This window comes from Pseudomonas sp. NPDC089569, from assembly GCF_050280625.1.
Taxonomy (GTDB): Bacteria; Pseudomonadota; Gammaproteobacteria; order Pseudomonadales; family Pseudomonadaceae; genus Aquipseudomonas.
Genome location: NZ_JBNNVQ010000002.1, coordinates 73,090 through 89,176, shown reverse-complemented (window position 1 = coordinate 89,176; position 16,087 = coordinate 73,090). Strand labels below are relative to the sequence as shown.

At 55.2% G+C, this 16,087-nt stretch carries 25 protein-coding genes; 21 read left to right on the top strand and 4 right to left on the bottom strand.

Annotated elements, in window-relative coordinates:
- Positions 1-133: 133 nt before the first annotated feature.
- The 10 genes from ACQKP2_RS01680 (at position 134) to ACQKP2_RS01635 (ending at position 6,052) form a co-directional block, all read left to right on the top strand.
- A complete protein-coding gene (locus ACQKP2_RS01680) occupies positions 134-577 on the top strand; it encodes a hypothetical protein (RefSeq protein WP_427573860.1) in 444 nt (147 codons plus the stop codon).
- A 680-nt stretch (positions 578-1,257) separates the two neighbouring features.
- Positions 1,258-1,797: a hypothetical protein gene (locus ACQKP2_RS01675; RefSeq protein WP_427573859.1), complete on the top strand. Its 540-nt coding sequence runs from the start codon at positions 1,258-1,260 to the stop codon at positions 1,795-1,797.
- 332 nt (positions 1,798-2,129) lie between these two features.
- Entirely contained in the window at positions 2,130-2,492 is a 363-nt protein-coding gene (locus ACQKP2_RS01670; protein WP_427573857.1) for a hypothetical protein, read from the top strand.
- Between the two features lie 61 nt (positions 2,493-2,553).
- Positions 2,554-3,036: a hypothetical protein gene (locus ACQKP2_RS01665; protein WP_427573855.1), complete on the top strand. Its 483-nt coding sequence runs from the start codon at positions 2,554-2,556 to the stop codon at positions 3,034-3,036.
- Positions 3,037-3,091: 55 nt separating this feature from the next.
- Positions 3,092-3,280: a hypothetical protein gene (locus ACQKP2_RS01660; protein WP_427573854.1), complete on the top strand. Its 189-nt coding sequence runs from the start codon at positions 3,092-3,094 to the stop codon at positions 3,278-3,280.
- Complete coding sequence (locus tag ACQKP2_RS01655) at positions 3,273-3,725, top strand: hypothetical protein (RefSeq protein WP_427573853.1); 453 nt, start codon at positions 3,273-3,275, stop codon at positions 3,723-3,725. The genes ACQKP2_RS01660 and ACQKP2_RS01655 overlap by 8 nt, the downstream gene beginning before the upstream one ends.
- Before the next feature lie 90 nt (positions 3,726-3,815).
- A complete protein-coding gene (locus ACQKP2_RS01650; protein WP_427573852.1) occupies positions 3,816-4,202 on the top strand; it encodes a hypothetical protein in 387 nt (128 codons plus the stop codon).
- The gene (locus tag ACQKP2_RS01645) at positions 4,202-4,753 is read left to right on the top strand and encodes a hypothetical protein (RefSeq protein ID WP_427573850.1); all 552 of its coding nucleotides are present in this window, start codon (positions 4,202-4,204) and stop codon (positions 4,751-4,753) included. Before ACQKP2_RS01650 ends, ACQKP2_RS01645 begins: the two co-directional genes overlap by 1 nt.
- Before the next feature lie 56 nt (positions 4,754-4,809).
- Complete coding sequence (locus ACQKP2_RS01640; RefSeq protein ID WP_427573848.1) at positions 4,810-5,460, top strand: hypothetical protein; 651 nt, start codon at positions 4,810-4,812, stop codon at positions 5,458-5,460.
- Between the two features lie 157 nt (positions 5,461-5,617).
- Positions 5,618-6,052 (top strand): hypothetical protein, encoded by a 435-nt coding sequence (locus tag ACQKP2_RS01635; RefSeq protein WP_427573847.1) that lies wholly within the window; start codon positions 5,618-5,620, stop codon positions 6,050-6,052.
- 14 nt (positions 6,053-6,066) lie between these two features.
- Here the strand turns inward: ACQKP2_RS01635 and ACQKP2_RS01630 are convergent, their stop codons facing one another.
- Positions 6,067-6,630 carry a hypothetical protein gene (locus ACQKP2_RS01630; RefSeq protein WP_427573845.1) on the bottom strand — a complete coding sequence of 188 codons (564 nt, stop codon included), beginning with the start codon at positions 6,628-6,630 and terminating at the stop codon, positions 6,067-6,069.
- Positions 6,631-6,754: 124 nt separating this feature from the next.
- On the bottom strand, positions 6,755-8,749 hold the full coding sequence (locus ACQKP2_RS01625) for an AAA family ATPase (RefSeq protein ID WP_427573844.1): 1,995 nt from the start codon (positions 8,747-8,749) through the stop codon (positions 6,755-6,757).
- 205 nt (positions 8,750-8,954) lie between these two features.
- Here ACQKP2_RS01625 and ACQKP2_RS01620 point away from each other — a divergent pair, with 205 nt between their 5' ends.
- Positions 8,955-9,401, top strand: coding sequence for a hypothetical protein (locus ACQKP2_RS01620; protein ID WP_427573843.1), 447 nt, complete (start codon positions 8,955-8,957; stop codon positions 9,399-9,401).
- Positions 9,402-9,508: 107 nt separating this feature from the next.
- On the opposite strand, the gene ACQKP2_RS01615 is transcribed toward ACQKP2_RS01620, so the two are convergent.
- Both ACQKP2_RS01615 and ACQKP2_RS01610 read right to left on the bottom strand, forming a co-directional pair.
- A complete protein-coding gene (locus tag ACQKP2_RS01615; RefSeq protein WP_427573841.1) occupies positions 9,509-9,964 on the bottom strand; it encodes a hypothetical protein in 456 nt (151 codons plus the stop codon).
- Between the two features lie 10 nt (positions 9,965-9,974).
- Positions 9,975-10,265, bottom strand: coding sequence for a hypothetical protein (locus ACQKP2_RS01610; RefSeq protein WP_427573839.1), 291 nt, complete (start codon positions 10,263-10,265; stop codon positions 9,975-9,977).
- A gap of 380 nt (positions 10,266-10,645) precedes the next feature.
- Between ACQKP2_RS01610 and ACQKP2_RS01605 the strand changes: the two genes are divergently transcribed.
- The 10 genes from ACQKP2_RS01605 to ACQKP2_RS01560 all read left to right on the top strand — a co-directional run bounded on the left by ACQKP2_RS01605 (position 10,646) and on the right by ACQKP2_RS01560 (position 16,057).
- Positions 10,646-10,957, top strand: coding sequence for a hypothetical protein (locus ACQKP2_RS01605; protein WP_427573838.1), 312 nt, complete (start codon positions 10,646-10,648; stop codon positions 10,955-10,957).
- A gap of 60 nt (positions 10,958-11,017) precedes the next feature.
- Positions 11,018-11,641: a hypothetical protein gene (locus tag ACQKP2_RS01600; RefSeq protein WP_427573837.1), complete on the top strand. Its 624-nt coding sequence runs from the start codon at positions 11,018-11,020 to the stop codon at positions 11,639-11,641.
- Between the two features lie 163 nt (positions 11,642-11,804).
- Positions 11,805-12,104: a hypothetical protein gene (locus ACQKP2_RS01595; protein WP_427573835.1), complete on the top strand. Its 300-nt coding sequence runs from the start codon at positions 11,805-11,807 to the stop codon at positions 12,102-12,104.
- 426 nt (positions 12,105-12,530) lie between these two features.
- Complete coding sequence (locus tag ACQKP2_RS01590; protein ID WP_427573834.1) at positions 12,531-12,974, top strand: hypothetical protein; 444 nt, start codon at positions 12,531-12,533, stop codon at positions 12,972-12,974.
- A gap of 148 nt (positions 12,975-13,122) precedes the next feature.
- Positions 13,123-13,773 (top strand): hypothetical protein, encoded by a 651-nt coding sequence (locus tag ACQKP2_RS01585; RefSeq protein ID WP_427573833.1) that lies wholly within the window; start codon positions 13,123-13,125, stop codon positions 13,771-13,773.
- Between the two features lie 67 nt (positions 13,774-13,840).
- Positions 13,841-14,314, top strand: a complete 474-nt coding sequence (locus ACQKP2_RS01580) for a hypothetical protein (protein ID WP_427573832.1) — start codon at positions 13,841-13,843, stop codon at positions 14,312-14,314.
- Positions 14,315-14,455: 141 nt separating this feature from the next.
- Positions 14,456-14,776: a hypothetical protein gene (locus tag ACQKP2_RS01575; RefSeq protein WP_427573831.1), complete on the top strand. Its 321-nt coding sequence runs from the start codon at positions 14,456-14,458 to the stop codon at positions 14,774-14,776.
- 252 nt (positions 14,777-15,028) lie between these two features.
- The gene (locus ACQKP2_RS01570; protein ID WP_427573829.1) at positions 15,029-15,310 is read left to right on the top strand and encodes a hypothetical protein; all 282 of its coding nucleotides are present in this window, start codon (positions 15,029-15,031) and stop codon (positions 15,308-15,310) included.
- A gap of 113 nt (positions 15,311-15,423) precedes the next feature.
- Positions 15,424-15,648, top strand: coding sequence for a hypothetical protein (locus ACQKP2_RS01565; protein ID WP_427573828.1), 225 nt, complete (start codon positions 15,424-15,426; stop codon positions 15,646-15,648).
- On the top strand, positions 15,635-16,057 hold the full coding sequence (locus ACQKP2_RS01560; protein WP_427573826.1) for a hypothetical protein: 423 nt from the start codon (positions 15,635-15,637) through the stop codon (positions 16,055-16,057). Before ACQKP2_RS01565 ends, ACQKP2_RS01560 begins: the two co-directional genes overlap by 14 nt.
- Positions 16,058-16,087: the final 30 nt, after the last annotated feature.

The following is a 16,087-nucleotide window of genomic DNA, read 5'->3' as shown; positions in this document are numbered from 1 at the left end:
AGGGCATTGCCCCCTCTACGTAAATTTCCAAGCCCTATTTTGAGTTGTTGTAGCGCATTGAGCGAACAACAATACCGGTCGATCCGGGTGGGTCATCCACCTGACAAATTGCAAGGCCGCGAGGAGATTTACCATGCTGATGTTGTTGATTGTCGCACTCATAGCGGTATCGCTTGCGTGCGCATTATTGTGTCGAAAAGTGCACCAACTCAACCTCTGGCTCGAGAGCAGTACCTTGCGTCTCCGCGAATGCGAATATACGTTGGCTTCTAAAGAGTACAGCCCGGTACACGAGTTTCAGGCCACTGGCAGCCCCAAAGTCATCACAGAGCCCAAAAAACCAAATCAGGCCTGGATCAACCACGCATACCCTCTTCAACAGCTGACCATCAAGCTGCAGGGCACGCGCCACACCACACCAAAAAGCATCATCGCTCAACTAGGGACTGTGACTAAGCGACTGAACGCAGGCGATTCAGATGGGCAGGCACACGATGACGACTTTGGATACCACTTCGAATTCGTCAAGGCATCACCCGGTCCGTCTTTTTTTGATTCGCCCGCCAGCCAGCGTTGATGAATAGCATCGTACCTGGTGGTAGTGAGGCAGTTTAATCACTGAACAGGAAATACCTACCCAATCGCAGAGTCAGCAAGTGGTTCTGCGATCATCAAGATTGTCGCCGACGCTTCTGGCACACATCCGCCAAGACAACCATGTACTCCTCAATTAGCCATGAGGTGTCCGTCGATGTCTTCCAACTACAACCAACATTCGCCCCATATCGCCACTGCCCTGGGCTTGCGCGAGTTATTGCCGATTACAGGCGTTTTGTCCCAAGTGAAATTTTCCCGGGACTGCAACCACGCGATTGGTACGATCTTCGGTCACAGCCCCCTCACTGACGCCGGCCAGATCCGAACGACCCCCATCACGAAGGTGTTCCGGGTGGCGGACCATACAATTGGCGTTAGCCGCACAGGGTCTGTATATGTCTTGGCCGATTTTGAGGAAGGCGGTTCGCACCAATTGCTGAAGCTCTGCAGGAAGCTAGGGGTACCAGCCCCAAGCGAACTGACGGACCCAACGGCGTACCCCATCAATTCAAGCGGTGTCCTGCAGTGACATCCTCAGCTCAACGTCGACAGTGCTGGTACCGTAGAATTGGGCGACTGTGGCCTCTGTATGGCAGTGGCCCTGGAGCGCGGACAGATCGTGATTGAAGCGCGTGCTCGCCTTTGCCAATCGGAATTCAGATGAAACCCAAACGACACCCTAACCCGCTCTCCATGCCTTTGCCGGGCCCTCACCTTCAGGACCTTCTTACGGACTACATTGATCAGTCGGTACCGGTACTGAAAATCCGACGCGACCGCTCCGATTGGTACCCAGGGTCAGCATTTGAGGGGATGGCGATCAACGCTCGCCGGCAGATCTGGCGCGCGCGCTTCCTCAAGGGCGAAAGCGGGTCTGAATGGTTCAGTATTTTTCTCGACGCGATCGGCATCTGGTGGACGGTGGACTACGTTGCCTGGGGGCAAGGTTGCGCGTTCGTATCAGCAGGCCCGAATCGGTTTTACTGGCCACATGGGACATCAGGTCTGGCGCATCTGGTGCTCCGGCCGCTGTATGTCAATTGGTTGCTGGAGCTGGCACTGACTGCCGAATTTGGCCCCGACACACTCCATGGCATTGCGGGAGATCCGATCCTGCTCAAGGAGTATGACGAGTACGTCGAGCACTTCGCGGCCTTTCTGGAGCATTACCAGATCGGCGGTGGACCGGGAATACGGTAGTGTGAAACTGAGCGTTTCTCGCCGCGGCGACAAAATCAGATACACCCTGACTATCCCGGCCAGCCATGACGCTCTTTCGTCGATCGTGAAAGCTCGCACTGAAGGCCAGGGTGCTGAAGCGCTGGCTGATGACTTTGCGCTGAGTACATCTGCCTTACCATCGCCGGCACACATCACGGGCAACACAGCCTGGCGCTCTGATCGCGGTTAGGGGGAAGGCTTTCTTCCCCTGCTTGCCTCACAGATTTTCTAGCCTAGGTTTTGGAGTGAGGAGCCTGTATCTGCTTCGTATACTCGCCAAGGTTCGACTTTCTATTTCCAGAGGACTCCGGGTGAGACTTCGTTCGACCGCGCTCTGCGCCATGCTTCTTACCGCCAGCGGCTTTATTTCAGCTGAGACAGTTCAGGTAACAACGACGGGCGACATCACGCCGACCACAACACACGTGCAAGGGGTAACGGCCCAGGGCAAATGCACCTATGTCGGCGAGCTGACCCATGACGAAGCCGATCAGAAAAGTTATGTGGTCTTGTACGAGGTGAAGTACTGCTCCGCCGGCGGCCGCGAGATCGTTAGTAAAACGATCGACGCCAGCACCCGGATTGGAGAGATCCCAGTTGATCTATCCTGTGATCCTGCCCTGCAGTGCCCACGAAACATCCCTGCGGGCACTGCATTAGAAGTCACTCTGTAGCAGAGGTTTACCAATGGAGCCAAGTGGGAAAATATACGCCACTCCGTTCAAGCTAGAGCGCATGGGCTACCGCCTGTTCAGCATCCTGCGTCACCACATAGACCAAGCCGTTCCCATCCTCCAGGTTGGCCAGGACCGGATGAGGTACTACCCAGGAAATTCCTTCGAGGGTTTGCTGGGAAACTCCTATACAGATCGCCGCCTTGCGCGCGCCAGCAAAGCGCCAAGTGGACCAAAGTGGTTCAGCATCTATCTGGATGCCGATCAGGTCAGCTGGCAGGTGAACTACGTGGTCTGGGAGGACGGAAATGTGTTCGTGACCACACCGACGGAGCGTTTCTACTGGCCAAACCATACCCTGGGCCTGGCACGCTTGGTCATCCGCCCACTTTTCATGGACTGGATGCTGGATCGGGCTTTGAAAGCTGAGTTTGGCAACGACTACATGATCGAAGTCGCGGACGACCCGGTGCTGAGCCACGACTTCGCTGCTCATCGCCAACAGATGGCTGCTTTCATGGAACACTTCCAGATTGCCCGATGAATGCCCCGCCATTCAGCCTGAGCGCAACAACCGATTGACGACAGTAAGGACAAGCATGGCAATTCAGACGAAGTTCTTCGTACACGACAAGACGCAAGCGACCAGGGCGGTGACCGGACCGGAATATTACGAAGAAGCGATCAAACTGGGTTTTCGCGAGGTCACTGCTGAGGAATTCGACGCGTTCATGGCAAAAGCCCGGGCATCAAGGCCACGCAAACGCAAGGAATCCATGAATGCCTAAGGCTGGAAATGAAATACCGCATCAAACCTCACCAGGTAGCGTCCCGTTGAAATCGGCCAAAGCGCTTTCATTTGGCAGTGTTGTATTCATTGGGATCTTCCTGTACGGCACTTGGCAAATCATGAGCACGTATCTTGATGAATGGTTCAGTGGGAGCGAGCTCACCGCAGAAGGGTACGCGGTAATCGCCAAGGACTATCCTGGCCTGTCTGAAAAAACCAAGCTGGTAATCGACTTCTACTTGAACAAAGGCTATTTGGCGGTGCGCGACACCACACCGATCTATAGTGCCATGCTCAATGACTTACCTAGCGTGGAGTTAAGCCCAGGACCAGACCTCGGCGACCCCAAGGAGTCCCTCAATAATGTGATCTACCGGCGAATCATGGGCATTCCCACTCAGTCCAAGGGAAAGGACCTGATGATGCAGCACCGCCAACAGTAGCGTCACCGCACACTTAATTCATTTGTCGAGGGTTCTGCCACTCTGCATCCGCCCTAAATATGGCATTACTTATTTAGGAGGTTCATCCCCATGCAGCAGGTCAGTCCTGGTCACACCAAGCCCCGGTCGGCACCTACCGACATTAGCAATGGTCCATCGTTGGATAATGTTGCAGCTTACCTTGAGCAAACAATCGCCCGGCTGGAAGCCCATCGCGACAATCTGCTTTCGGCCGTCTGCCTAATCGCCATGCACGACGAACAGCGCAACGCCAACTACTGGCTTATCCAACGAACCAAAGCGTTCAACCGAATCGACGCTCCGAGATTCTTACAGATTGCTCAATCTACCTTCGAGGCGATCGACAGCGTGGCTAGCGGTATGGTGGCCAACACTACCCTGACCAGCTTCCTGCATGATGTTGGTGCCGATGCCAAAGCAGCCCTGTGCCAATTCAACAGACAGGTCGGTCGCTGATGAAAAACGTAAATATTCGCTACGAGCAAGATGACTGGCGGTCGATGAAATCGGCCCCAAAGAACAAGGTGATACTCACCGATAAAGGCACAGCCCGCTTTGTTGATCCTCGGCACTGGGGGAGCCCCGTAAGAGGCGGCTGGTACCTGTGCAGCACAGCCGGGGACATACCGACGTGTTCTGAATCAAGAATGGCGATCAGCGCGATCGTACCGACGTGCTGGCGTCCAACTCCTCAACTGCCTTTGCCTGCCGCGGTTGAGGCCCCCAACAAACCGAACATTGATCTTCGGACGATCCACGAGGCCCAAATCCAGTGGTGGTGGACGGATAGCCATCTTCACAACGTTGATTACCACATATCCGTGAATGACGGGTCGAGGGCGGAATTAGCCCGACTCTGTAAAATCCATGATGTGGTAGACGACACCAGCTACTGCTGCCAGTGGGAGGGCCTTCAGATTGTCGGCTCGAATCTGGAACAGGTTACGAAGGCTGCCAAGGATCTCGCCAAATTCATGCGACAGTTCAAGCACATCCAGTTCATTTGACCCATACGCCTCACACAACCTGCCAACAGGTTGCCAATAAAAAGGATCAACCCACAATGAAGATCTACGTAACGCTGACAGCCGCGGAACTGGCTGAATCAGGCCTTAGCTCAACTCAGCTTCAGACCTTGATTGTTGAACGACTGGATACCGGTACACCTTCCCTTCCAGGCTTCAGCGTGACCATTGAAACCACACCACAGGCAGTGAAGCTCCCACAGGTCCAGGATCTGGATATAGACCTTCCCCGACATCGGCTTCTTAAGGATTTTGACTTTCAAGGTATTTCGACTCGCTACGTCACGCAAAACACCGGCAGCGTATGCCTTTGGATATCGGCGATCCCGAAACTTGAGGCCATTTCCAAACATGAGTTGTGGATCGATGTTCATCGGTACGCACTGATTGCTGCGGCAATTGCTTTGAAATTGTCCAATGGGAACGCGGAACTCCAGATCGACGACATCGTACGGGTTTTGACCGATCTCAACCAACTGCGCAACATTGTGGACACCCTCTCAGCGACCGTCTCAGTCGAACATGCAAACGCCGTAGACTGGCTGCATGCCTTCCTGCATTTTTGGTACGACGAAGATTGCAAGGTCTGGAAGACCACACTTTATCGAACGCTGCTGCAGTACCTGGCAACAGAGCTGACGTTACTGAACGACTGCACGGAAGTAGTGAGTGCGGTAGCTAATGGTTAAACAGTAATACCAACAAATCAGGCTACCACCGCAATTGCGGTGGTAGCCGGACGATCAATCTTCAGATTTTTATCGTGGGGCAGTCCCGCACATGCTTCTGGCACTCACACCGCCAACGAAAATACTCGCTCAATCCAAACACACAGCAGGATCTCGGATGAGCACAGAATCCCCTCTCAGCACCGCCCGGCGCTTCGCAGAAGCAAACGTAGCGACCCTTTCGACAGATCTACTGGCCTGGCACAAGCAAACCACTCTCCCGGAGGGCTGCCTGTTCCATACGCTCGCTGAGCTATGCCGGGTTACTTCCGGTGATACCGATGACGAATACCAGCAAGCCGAAACGCTTGTCGTACACGCCGCCCTGGAGCAGGCGACCTACGTCGATGCATTGTTTTCTGCGCTGGCCAAATACGCTGCCCGCGGGTTGAGTCCCACGCTGACGGAAACAGAGCTGGCTGAAATTGATGATTTGGTGGGGAAACGTCCGCTACCGCCGGCAGTTGACGTGGCAGCCGTTCAAGGACGCTTAGGGGCGCTCATCTCGACAATCAAGGAAGCGTTGCAGGATGAGCGGGCGGAGCAGTGCTAAAACTCCTGTCGTTCTCAGGTCCATTTGGCAAGCGCCTCGGTACCTTTGAATGATTGCAGCCTTACCCAGGTAAATCTTTCATCGGCACCGGGGGCATCGCTATCGGGTGCAGGCGTCATTTCCTGCACCAGGGATAAAAATCGCTCCCCCTCCTCGGCCTGGCTTATCACCACGTAACCGCGCCCTTGCGCCCGGACGACTTTCAGCACTTCTTCAAAAACGAGTGGGGGGAATGCCCAAGGCTCATCAATCACCAGCGGGCGAGATGGCTCGCTAGTGATCTGGTGCCAAAACCAATGCGGTTTGGTCAAATCTGCGGACCGACCATTAACAAAAACAGCGTCTGGTAACGCCACCGAGAGCAACCACGTTTTACCTACCCCACAGCGACCGGTTACCAGCACTGCCCTACGATCCGCCATCCACTGTGTAAACATCGCGATCGGTAGTTCCCGTTCCCGCCGCCCCATTTGGCACATAACCAGGTGGATCAGGTTGCGTCGCTCACGCCGACTCAAAAACCTGGCCTTAAACCCGACCAGACCACCAGCCTCGATTTTGACACGAGACTCATCCATAACCTTGTGCCCAAACGGTGGGAGGCCTACTCGGACCTGGCCCGCCTGCCAGGCAGATTTAACGCACTCGTAAAACATGGGCTCCTCCTATCCAATAGCCACGCCGGACAACGTTGGTTGGCGTCTAAGAAACTTGATCATTGCCTGCACCACCCCATCCTCGCTCCATCCGAGCGAGATCCTGAGTCCAATCTCTTAGATTGCCGGGAAGAAGTAACTCGTGTTTGGCCCTTGAAGCCGCCGTATAGAGAGTCGAGCACACGCTGGCCATGGAGTGAGCGGTACCTTGCTTAGGAGGGCGCATCAGGTCTCTGGAAATCAAGACGGTGTCGAATTCCTGATTCTTTACGTCGTCGACCCGAGCTAGCTTGATCATCGCGCCCGGATCGGTGCAGTGGTCATTGGTAAACTGGACGAACGCCTCAAGTGTGAGACCTCGCTCGAGCATCTCGTTGGCGGCGAGGAAGCCATGGCTGCCTCCCATCGCGGCCGTCAGTTCATCCCAGGTGCCATACCTGAAGAGCATGCGGTGGTTGGCGCGAATGCCGAGCCGATGGAGCTGCACTAGACCGGCCACAAATGTATGGAACTCATCCAAAGCCCGCGGTGGGATATGAAAGTCCCCGTCGGCATCGAGCAGCTTCTTGAACCAGGTGAACAAACCCCATTCGTTAGCCACAATTATCGTGGTTGGCTTTTCAGGAATTGGGCTGTTTTCATCGTAGGGAATCATCACAGTCGGGTACCCTGCCTTCCCTTCAAACTCCTCTTTGACCGCTCCAGGGTGAAGCTGGATGAATGGGTTTAGGACATCGCCCATTTGTTTGCCTGATCGAAGCGATTGCGTGACATTGCGCTGTCGCACCAGTTGGCTGTGCTGCGACGGTAGCCCGTGCAAATGCTGGTAGTCGTCCCCCAGTGTGAGAACGGCTTGCGGGCTACGATCAAGTATCTGGAGCATTGGGACCGACATTTCGTGACTTTCGTCCACGATGATGTGGGTGAATTTTTCCGGAAATTTTCCGGTTCCCAGGGACAGGTACTTAATCCGATGAGCGTTTCGTACTGGGAATCGGATTTCAGGTGAGGACGGCCACACGGTCTCACGCCACATCAACCGACTGTATTCCAACAGCACCGCGATATCGACCTCTTTGAGTCGATACCCAGTGGCGGGCAAATGCTTCGCCTCGATCTCCCGACTACCTGTCATGCAGAAGCTGTACATCGTCCGCCGACACAGACTGGCCACTTCCTTGGGGCTCAAACGCCCTACCGCCTGGATCTTCAACCACTTCGCCATCTGTTGATCGGTGACCAGGTAATTGGTTTGGGCCCGCTGCGTGTCTGTGAGCTTCCAAGCCTGGTCAGTTCGGTCGCTGTTGAGGATCAGGTTGGCCATATGGCCAAAAGTGTACGAATTCAGCTGCGCGTCGTTTGTAGGTAGTTGCACACGCGCCCTGAGGGCGACCAGCTGACTGGGTAGGTAGGTCATCAACAGGGTGGTAACCGGGTTCAAAAACTCGAAGATCTTTGAAATCAGGAACGTTTTACCTACCCCGGCATAACCCTGAAGGTGGAGTGATTCATCCAGGCCTGTTCTGAGCTCGTCAAGGATTCGCCCCTGCTGGGCCCGCACTTTAAAAACGGAGCCGGAGGGGAGCACAACTTCACGGGACGGAGGCTGCAGCCGCTGGCGGTGGCGCTGTGAAAAAGTAAAATCCCAGCCCCCATCACCTACCAGGTATTCGCGGGCGGCAACGGTCTCGGCGTCAAGAAGGCTGATGCCCTGCATCTGAAGTTCAGCAAGACCGGCGCTGAGGGCGGCCGCATCGAATCGCGCCAGAACTTGGGAAGCGAACGTGGGATTGCCCGGAGCAACCTTCGCCAGCCCCGCACGAACAGCCCCTTCGAACATCACTTCGATCTTTGTGAGAGTTACCTTCTGGTGCACTAATGCTGGAAGGTTCTGCAGCAGTAAGACACACGCCAACTCGGCGTGGGACGCTCCGAGAAAGAAGGCATTGACTCCCTGATTTTGGCTCAGAGCGCCCGCAACCTCATCTGCCAATGGCAGAAAAAGCGTTGGTGGAGGAGCAAAGGTGCCAGAGCGAATCATTCGCGGTCTTCCTCAACAGATGAAGGTAGTTCGAGCCGGGAGTTTAACCCTTAAGGTGGCTTTCACCGTATTCCTTTGGTTTTACCAGAAACACACATGATAACGGGCGCGTTAGGGCCGGCGAATTAAATCACGCGGCCCAGGGTCCTGGCACAAACCAAACCTCGGTAGGATCTATGCAATCAATCAAGAGGGTCGTACTGGTATGGCACTGCTCTCCGCTGGCCATGCTGTTGAACTCAAGCGTCAGTATGCCGATCGTGAATTGGTCTCGACCTACATAGACATCTTGGCTGTCGAGCATACTCAAGGTGAGGATTCCCCCACGAATGCCAACCTGGTCGATGACTTCCGAATAGGCCAGAGCCTGCTCCACACGGCCCCATATCATTCCATGAACAAGGACTGGGCATTGGCTGCGGAAGAAGTACTCACCGCCGCGCGGCATGGCATTTCAGTTTGCCTGGGCATTCAATTTGAGCGATTCAACCACGAAACCGCGAACAAGCGCCTGTTGCACATTCACGGTTTGTTGACTCAATACCTCGATCAGTTGGACGGGGTCACAGGGACAAAAGCTGCACAGGCTTACCGTGACCAACTTGCTGATCGTGTGATTGATGAGATCCTGGCCGAGGAAGCCAGCCGTTAAGGAAGGTCGATCGAGATCGCCCATACCGCCTGGGGCGATCTCAATCTCGGGATGGACTAACGTCCGAGGCTGATAGTGGATGTTAACTTCGACTTCTCGATTCCACCTCAAGTAGCCTGCGGCCCTTTGTCGATTGACCACCATGCAGGCGTGCCGGCGACCTTCAGACGCCACTGACTGGCGAGCACCCAAGCTCGCAGAATGAAGCCGAACCCTCCCATAGCCCCCAATAGCCCAAACAGCCTGGCTACGAAAGACAGGTCAGGCCCCCACACCAGATACCAAATCGGCACAAATGCCCCAAGCCCGAACACCAGGCAAAGGACAAAAGCCCTGCGCAAAGCCTGCGCGGTCATTTCAGGAACATCCGGTTCAACCACCATTTCATCAGAGATTTCGCGCTGCATAGACGCCCACTCCTCGAGCTCGCCGAAGTCGCGAAACAGAAGGGCGTTACGACTGCCCCAGCTATCCCACCCAACGACAAACATCCCGTCAGCATCCTCACCGGAGCGATCAAACCAAAACTGCTGGCGGGCCCACTCAATTTGTTCGGGCGTCATGCGTCCACTCCTAGGCGCACGTGCAGACGCGGCGACTAATAACATATCGAAGCACCAAAGAGGTGACCCCACCCAGGCACATCAAGGACATTAAGATCGGCGAATGGATGAACCGGAGAAAATCATTGAACGTTGCTGTATCAGGATTTGACAACACCAGCCAGCCACAAACCGTGACTACTGCCATTCCGGCGGCTCCAGTGATGAAGGTAGTGGCCACAGCGGGCAGCACAAAAAACGCATGCTGAGCGCAACGCACGAGGTACAGCAGGATGTAGCCTGCCTTTTGGATCATCGTCATAGAAAACCCCATATCAGATTTGAATCATTGAATTCTGACGATAGGGAGGCGCTACGTGGCCTGCAATCCAAAACAAGGGTCAAAAATTCCGTCTTCGCCAAGGCGCTGAATACCAAAAACAGCTGGCAATTCATGGAAAGCTTGCATACGCCGGCACTCACCAATGAAAAGCTTGTTCAAGAGCTTCTGGCACTCCAGGGTCTATCGACAATAGGCCCATTAACAGGCAGGTGTAATGGCAGCGCGCCGGTTCAGTCGTAAGTACCCGCGATCGGTCACGGCACCATTGCCGTCGTACCCAACGCAAGTGATCGTTTTAACTGACTGGCACTTTCGCCCTATTTCCGTGAGCATTCACGAAACATATTTGAGGTCACACCGTGGAGTACGAATACGAGATCCAGACGTCAGCAATGCGCGATGTCGTATGGATTCACAGCGGGGAGGATGGCTCCACCGTTGCCCGCTTTGGGCGAATGGGGATTGATTTGCACAACACTGTGACCGAAATGCTGAAAGGCGCCTCGCAGTGCCGCCTGTGCACTCACGGTAAGCCCACCCGCTCTGACTGGGCATTGTTTCGCGAGAAAGCGTTGGAATGGTGGGGAGTTAATGTCCCGGACGATGCTTACAACCTGGACCTGCTCATCGATGACAGATCACTTGACCAGACGGCCATTCAGGCAGGCTGATCGATTCTGGCACGCGGCTGCATTCACTAGCATGGACCCACTACCTACTAGGAGCCTGGAATGTCCAAAGAACTCAAAAACGACGCGCATCTTCAAGACGTCACCCCCCAAGCGCTTAATGCCTCAGGTTGGGTGTCGTTCAACAAAGTGGTGCTGGAGCCGTGCATGACCGACGACCTGTCTAAGATTCTGCCCAACCACCAAGCTTTCGTGATTGATAACTTACTGGCCGATCTGAAGGCCGAAGGCTGGAACCTTATTGGTGCGACTGGGGCAAATCTTGACGTAGGTAAGCAGGGGGACGAACCAAAGCTCATTCTGAATTCAGATATCGCCCGACTAGACTTCGAACACCAGCGGGTGGAAGGCGCTCAGTTCATTCTGGTGGAGATCTTGCTCATTAATGGTCGCGTCGTAATCTCCGACTACACCAAGCATCCATTGTTTCATTGCCTGGTATCTAACTTCATTTCCGGGTTGCATCAGCGAATGTTCCGTGCGGTCCCAGACAGCCTACTGACCAGTGACCAGCTACGCGCCAAGTACGACGCGGACGGCGAGCATACCAGTTTCACCAAGCAGGATTGGAAGGATGAGGTCAGCAACGACGAGACCCTTCGCGGCTACTGGGATTGGGTGCAAGCCCAAATTGAACTCACTGGTTTCGAGGCGGAAGCCGCCTAACCAGCGACCGAGCGCGCCCACCCTGGGCTCGCCTTCATCCCCAATCATCGGCGCTGACCGGCCTCGGCTGCGCTGATCCACCCCGTTAAATTTGATTCTGATGCTCGTGGCACGCCGGCGGTGGGGAGAAGATTCTATCTCCCCAACTGATCCGGAGATGCCCATGAACTCGCTCCCACGTCAAAACGTTGTTCCGCCCACCACCCTCCCCTCGGCAGTTGTTTCGCAGTCTGCCGGCCATGCGAACGAAGACGCCCCAGACTATGCCTTCAAGGGGTTCCCATACGACATGGAGGACATTGGCCTCGACGCGGCAGAACTCCAAGCCAAGTACGTAGAGACCGGCGAGCATGACTTCCATAGCCGGGTGGACTGGCGAGGGGCCGTTGCACGCAGTGGCAACAAACTGGAGTACTGGGACTGGGTGCTCACTCAAATCGCCATTGACGACGAAAATTACTAACGGTTCCAGCGGTCGGGGGTTCCCCCTGCCGCTGTTGGACTTAGCCCACTGGGGCCTTCACCTATCAGCACCCATCCCAGGAGCTCAAATGCTTTGCACAAACCACCCAAGCCACTGGTCCCGCTTCAAGTCTCGCCGCTCCCACAAATGCGACCTCACTTGCCGGGTCGCTCGGCTACCCCAGACATTCAAAATTGCGTTGACCGGTGCCCTATTCACCATCGAGACAGCACTGTGTGCGCTGATTGTTGAACCGTTCAGCCTTCGACTGGCAATCGTCTTGTGCGTGCTGATTGCCACTTTGATTTACCAGCTCTGGCGGCGAATCAGCGATCAATAAGAGGGTAAATATTTTTGAGTGCGGCTTCTGGCACGCGACCGCTGGATCGATTCTGAGCCCTCCTTAAACGCAACAGAGGCATTACCATGAAATTGCTCTTCGCAAACCGCATTTACAACAGCCTGTGCAGCATCGTCATCTCCTACGGGGTTATCACGCTCATCAACGGTGCGATGGCCAAGACGGGTTATTGGTTGACCACCACTCAAAATCTGGCCATGGAGTTGGCTGTATTCGCGGCAGTTAGCACAGTCATGTACGGCATTCAACATGCGCTGTTCTCTGGCTTGAAACTTCCTGCCGAGAAGATGTTCAGCAAAGCGTCGCTCGTGGAAGCGGCCGCTGTCGTATTCGTTTTGCTCAGCGCAAGCATGTTTGCGGACGTCGTGTCCTACTACTTTGTCCTTTCGAAGGTCGGCATCGTGCATGTCGCACTCATGGGGGTTGGCGTTATCTTTATCGCGCGTATTGTTTCGGCCTACGTGAGCCAGAAGGGGTTCATCCACGAACATGCACTGGCCCGCGCATGACCTGAGGGCAGAGCAGCAAACAACAAGGAGCCGCCCGAGAGGCGGCTCTTTCATTTACTCGGACTGACGCAAGTTAAAAGTTTGATCATGGGTTCTGGCACGCATGCAGTCGCCGAATTATGGAGGCATCACAACAGATGGTGTCGCCATGAAAACTGAAACTCTCCAAGGAAATCTCCTCAGCTTCTATGTAGCCGTGTCACTCGGCTTTGACAAAGAACCCAACGGCCGCTTCTGGGCCCCCTGGGATAGCTGGGATTGCTCAATCCACTACAAAGGTGACTGCTTTGTGCCCTTTGGCACTGAGGATCACGAGGTATATCGGGTGCTTAAGCATTTGCACCCGGAGGTCATGCGCCTGCGCATCTCGAGCGTGGCCGTGGAAGACGATAAATGGCTTGTTTCGTTGCCGGGACAGCCAGGCTTCCGCGTAACGGATCTTCTGCAAGGGTACGCCTTGGCTATCGTGGCGAGCGTGTACGGGGCAGAAGTGCCAGACCACTACGACTGCCCAAATTTCAAGGCTCGAATCTTCCTGCCGCCCTTCAACGTGCCGTACGGCGAATCGAACATCCCTACACCAGTGAACGCCAAAACCGCATCCACCTGCGAGTTTGAACCAACTCCCACAACCACCTACCGAGAAGCTCTTGAGGAAGCGAAACGAATGAAGGCGGCCGAAGAGAGCCAGGACTATGTCTGTGACGGCCATTCGTGGGTTTTGGCGCGGTTTCATGACGGCACCAGCAAGTATCTGTACGAGGGGAAAAGCACGATCGGCCTCCCTGACTTGAAATGACCAACACCGGCGGCGCTGTCGTGTACAGCGCCACCACAACCCAAATCAAATTTAATGGAGTCGTATCATGGAACTTAACCAGACACTGACCATTACTATCAGTCAGCGCGTCGGCCAGCCTCTCCAGTACTATCCAGAATACGACAAGCACCTGCATCGTATGCAGAGGCTCGCGTTCGAAGTCGGCAAGGTGATGATGAAGCAACCCCAAGGCTCAGTTGCCAAACTGAGCAATGGCGAGTTCATCGGCATCACCGAGTACCGCGGCAAGCTGGAGGTGGTCCTGTTGTACGATTACACGGACTGCCGTCCCATCGATGACGTTTACTGGTTCTGCTTCACCCGGCAGACCTATCAAGATCCTGACTGGGGCAGTGAGGAACAATTGGACGAGATGTCCGAAATCTTGACCGCATGGATGGCCAACCCGGTCTACGTCACCCTCGCGGACCCCGAGCGCCTTCCAAAGCTCGCCAAGCACCTTGAGGCGTGGATTGCTGACTATGAAGCCAACAACAAACCTTCTGTCGGTACCCACTAGCCCATGCCCGGCCAGGCGCACGGGAGCGCCTCCTGGTTCCCACAATCAATCGGCTGCGCGGTAGACTGAATCACCCGGCGCAAGTGAACCTACTCCGCCTCAAGCTGCGCACCTGATTAGCAAGGAAAGTTAAAGCTCACCATGACCGCGATACTCCCCTTCAAAATTTACAAAGGCTCCTCTGGTAAATCCATGGGCACCCAGGCACTCCTCGACGAAATTAGCCGTCCGCAAGGCCTGTGGCACGAGTTCTGGACGAAGCATTTGCGGCTGATCTCGCCGAACAACCGGTTGCCGCGCGGTTTTCGTGAGCCGAAACCAATGATTGAAGAGGCCCCTCAGGCAGGTCTGAACCGTGGACCAGCAATCATGCACGCCAACGATACACCTCTCAATGTGGACGGCCTGCGCGAAGCCATCCAGAGCATGAAGACCAAACCGGTCACCACCAGAAAACGCTAAGCCGGCATAGCTGGTGCCCGCTTAACGCCACGCCCTCCCTGGCTCACCATCGCGCATGAGGTGAGCCAAACCGCTCACCACCACTCCCCCAAACCTACCCCTCCTTGAATTCCCAATCTTTGAAATCAAACACGCTTCGTAGGACCTGCTCGGATCAGCGTGCCCAATAGCGTAAATGTGATCGCAGAGGGTCGTGGCACGCACGGACCCGGCCAACAATAACTCCACTTCATCACTACCCAGGAGTTACAAATGGCTGCTCTCTACGATTTCCGCTTTACCGTACGCCGCGCTGAGTTCAATCGCGGGATGGTCACGACCATGTATGGCAAAAGCAGCGACGTCTTTCGTGAGGAATGCGCCCAACTGAGCTATGCGGACGCCAAGGCCCGCCTGGCTGCGTTGAGTGCGGCAGAGCCCCGCAGCCATCAGGCGTCGATAGCAATGCAGTACCGCGACGACCGCTGCCCGCCGGGCTTCAAAAAAGCCACAAACAAGATCAACTTCGAATCTCAGCAATCCGCCGCGGCCTGACCTGCATCTCAAATCATGATGGGGGTTATTGAGAATTTTCAGCCCCCACTTTGGCTCTGCAAGTGATCGACCTCAGTAGAGAATGAATCGGTACCGATCTGAAGAAGTTACGAATGCGCGAAGCACTCATGCTGGCGGACTTCCCACCGGCCGCCCGCGAGCTGTACCTCAAAATTGCCAAGGAGTACGCGGTGCTCGGCGGTGACATACAAGGCGCAGCGGGCATTGCAGTTCAGGAAATGCCGGCCTGCTTAATGGAGGCCCTACGCATTGCTGTAACACCCAACACAACAAGCGGTTTTCCACCCCATTGTGAGGATTTCGATGAGCACCACTGAACAAAGCAAACAGGATCGGCTGAAGGCCGCGAATGAATTCATCAAGGTCATCGCCGGCTGCGGCCACAAGTTCTTCCTGCACGAAGATAGCGGCGTCATTGCCCGTCTGGACCTGGACCCGGAGGGTAAAGTGTGGATCACCGACGAATACACCCTCAGGCGCGTCAACACGCACAAAAACAACGACTGGCCAGGCTTCAATCACGGTGGCGGACTTCGGGCGTTCATTCAATCCCTCCGCGACTTCATTGTTAGCGGCCGCAAGATACGTGGGCAGTACTTCACTCCCACCGGACCTGGTGAACTGAAAAACAATCACTGGGGCTACGAGGATGCGGAGCTGCTGGTCGTGCGAGAAGCGGGCATTCGCTTGGGACTGGTCGCCGAGACACCTGCCGCCCTCGCATAGCCGCTCAATCGGGCCGAGCCAGTGGAATTT

Coding starts and splice junctions, on each gene's coding strand:
- ACQKP2_RS01680 (WP_427573860.1), top strand. CDS start 134: ATGCTGATGTTGTTGATTGTCGCACTCATAGCGGTATCGCTTGCGTGC.
- ACQKP2_RS01675 (WP_427573859.1), top strand. CDS start 1,258: ATGAAACCCAAACGACACCCTAACCCGCTCTCCATGCCTTTGCCGGGC.
- ACQKP2_RS01665 (WP_427573855.1), top strand. CDS start 2,554: ATGGGCTACCGCCTGTTCAGCATCCTGCGTCACCACATAGACCAAGCC.
- ACQKP2_RS01660 (WP_427573854.1), top strand. CDS start 3,092: ATGGCAATTCAGACGAAGTTCTTCGTACACGACAAGACGCAAGCGACC.
- ACQKP2_RS01655 (WP_427573853.1), top strand. CDS start 3,273: ATGCCTAAGGCTGGAAATGAAATACCGCATCAAACCTCACCAGGTAGC.
- ACQKP2_RS01650 (WP_427573852.1), top strand. CDS start 3,816: ATGCAGCAGGTCAGTCCTGGTCACACCAAGCCCCGGTCGGCACCTACC.
- ACQKP2_RS01645 (WP_427573850.1), top strand. CDS start 4,202: ATGAAAAACGTAAATATTCGCTACGAGCAAGATGACTGGCGGTCGATG.
- ACQKP2_RS01640 (WP_427573848.1), top strand. CDS start 4,810: ATGAAGATCTACGTAACGCTGACAGCCGCGGAACTGGCTGAATCAGGC.
- ACQKP2_RS01635 (WP_427573847.1), top strand. CDS start 5,618: ATGAGCACAGAATCCCCTCTCAGCACCGCCCGGCGCTTCGCAGAAGCA.
- ACQKP2_RS01630 (WP_427573845.1), bottom strand. CDS start 6,630: ATGGATGAGTCTCGTGTCAAAATCGAGGCTGGTGGTCTGGTCGGGTTT.
- ACQKP2_RS01625 (WP_427573844.1), bottom strand. CDS start 8,749: ATGATTCGCTCTGGCACCTTTGCTCCTCCACCAACGCTTTTTCTGCCA.
- ACQKP2_RS01620 (WP_427573843.1), top strand. CDS start 8,955: ATGGCACTGCTCTCCGCTGGCCATGCTGTTGAACTCAAGCGTCAGTAT.
- ACQKP2_RS01615 (WP_427573841.1), bottom strand. CDS start 9,964: ATGACGCCCGAACAAATTGAGTGGGCCCGCCAGCAGTTTTGGTTTGAT.
- ACQKP2_RS01610 (WP_427573839.1), bottom strand. CDS start 10,265: ATGACGATGATCCAAAAGGCAGGCTACATCCTGCTGTACCTCGTGCGT.
- ACQKP2_RS01600 (WP_427573837.1), top strand. CDS start 11,018: ATGTCCAAAGAACTCAAAAACGACGCGCATCTTCAAGACGTCACCCCC.
- ACQKP2_RS01595 (WP_427573835.1), top strand. CDS start 11,805: ATGAACTCGCTCCCACGTCAAAACGTTGTTCCGCCCACCACCCTCCCC.
- ACQKP2_RS01590 (WP_427573834.1), top strand. CDS start 12,531: ATGAAATTGCTCTTCGCAAACCGCATTTACAACAGCCTGTGCAGCATC.
- ACQKP2_RS01585 (WP_427573833.1), top strand. CDS start 13,123: ATGAAAACTGAAACTCTCCAAGGAAATCTCCTCAGCTTCTATGTAGCC.
- ACQKP2_RS01580 (WP_427573832.1), top strand. CDS start 13,841: ATGGAACTTAACCAGACACTGACCATTACTATCAGTCAGCGCGTCGGC.
- ACQKP2_RS01575 (WP_427573831.1), top strand. CDS start 14,456: ATGACCGCGATACTCCCCTTCAAAATTTACAAAGGCTCCTCTGGTAAA.
- ACQKP2_RS01570 (WP_427573829.1), top strand. CDS start 15,029: ATGGCTGCTCTCTACGATTTCCGCTTTACCGTACGCCGCGCTGAGTTC.
- ACQKP2_RS01565 (WP_427573828.1), top strand. CDS start 15,424: ATGCGCGAAGCACTCATGCTGGCGGACTTCCCACCGGCCGCCCGCGAG.
- ACQKP2_RS01560 (WP_427573826.1), top strand. CDS start 15,635: ATGAGCACCACTGAACAAAGCAAACAGGATCGGCTGAAGGCCGCGAAT.